At 32.9% G+C, this 660-nt stretch carries 1 protein-coding gene; it reads right to left on the bottom strand.

Annotated features, from left to right (window positions below; translation table 11 throughout):
- Window positions 1-660 (bottom strand): IS30 family transposase (locus GN138_RS15880; protein WP_157364975.1); only part of this gene is annotated, 660 nt, incomplete at both ends.

Genomic DNA, 660 nt, shown 5'->3' with positions numbered 1-660 from the left:
CATCAATTTGATTAAAGTCAGTTCCTTTAGGCAGGTATCTTCTAATGAGTCCATTTGTATTTTCATTTGTACCTCTTTCCCAAGAAGAGTAGGGATGCGCAAAGTAAATTTTCATGCCAGTGTTTTGGGTTATTTTTTGGTGTTTGGCCATTTCAATTCCGTTATCGTAAGTCATAGATTTTCTAAGTTTTTTATTAAGTTGATTTAGTTTTTTAGAAAACATTTTAGCCACTTCATCAGCTTTTCTACTGCTTAATTTAATGATTAAAGTGTATCTAGATTTACGTTCTACGATTGTTCCTATTGCAGATTTTTGACCTTTACCTATTACTAAATCACCTTCCCAATGTTCAATTTCTTGTCTAAGTTCAATGTGCTTAGGTCTATTGTCAATACCGACTTGGTTGCTTATTTTGCTTCCAGTACCACGTCTTTTTTTAGGCGGTCTACGTCTTGTTTTTTTACGTACTAGAAGTTTAATTAGTTTTTTATTTAAACTAGCTTGTGGTCTTGTATAAATATGCCTGTAGATAGCTTCATGAGAAATAGACATTATAGGATCATTGGGATAAAGCTCTTTGATTCTTCCAGATATTTGTTCTGGAGTCCACTCAGATAAAAGTCCTTTATAGACAAAATGTTTTAGAGGTTTATGTGTGC

Source organism: Winogradskyella endarachnes (assembly GCF_009741275.1).
Classification (GTDB): Bacteria; Bacteroidota; Bacteroidia; order Flavobacteriales; family Flavobacteriaceae; genus Winogradskyella; species Winogradskyella endarachnes.
The sequence above is the reverse complement of the archived record's forward strand: the minus strand, read 5'-3'. Positions and strand labels throughout refer to the sequence as shown.